The sequence below is a fragment of the Oleiphilus sp. HI0067 genome (genome assembly GCF_001635735.1).
The window spans coordinates 1-246 of sequence record NZ_LWFI01000786.1 but is presented as its reverse complement, the minus strand read 5'-3'; the positions used below and the strand labels follow the sequence as shown (position 1 = coordinate 246).

1 protein-coding gene is annotated in these 246 nt (G+C 47.2%); it reads right to left on the bottom strand.

The window, feature by feature from the left end:
* Positions 1 to 233 (bottom strand): 50S ribosomal protein L5 (gene rplE, locus A3739_RS08525; protein WP_156502486.1); only part of this gene is annotated, 233 nt, incomplete at its 3' end.
* Positions 234 to 246: the final 13 nt, after the last annotated feature.

Sequence of the window (246 nt, the reverse complement as noted above, 5' to 3'; positions counted from 1 at the left end):
CCGCGCAGTGTTACTTTACAACCGATTGGATAGCCTTCACGTACCTTAAAGCCTGCAACTGGCTTGCGTGCTTTAGTGATAACTGGCTTCTGACCAGCAAGCGCTTCTAGATCTGCAACTGCATTCTCTAATAGCTTCTTGTCGTTCAATGCTTCGCCTACACCCATGTTCAAGGTGATCTTTTCAATGCGAGGTACCTGCATAGAGCTCTTGTAGTTGAACTCTTTTTGCAGCGCAGGTACGACT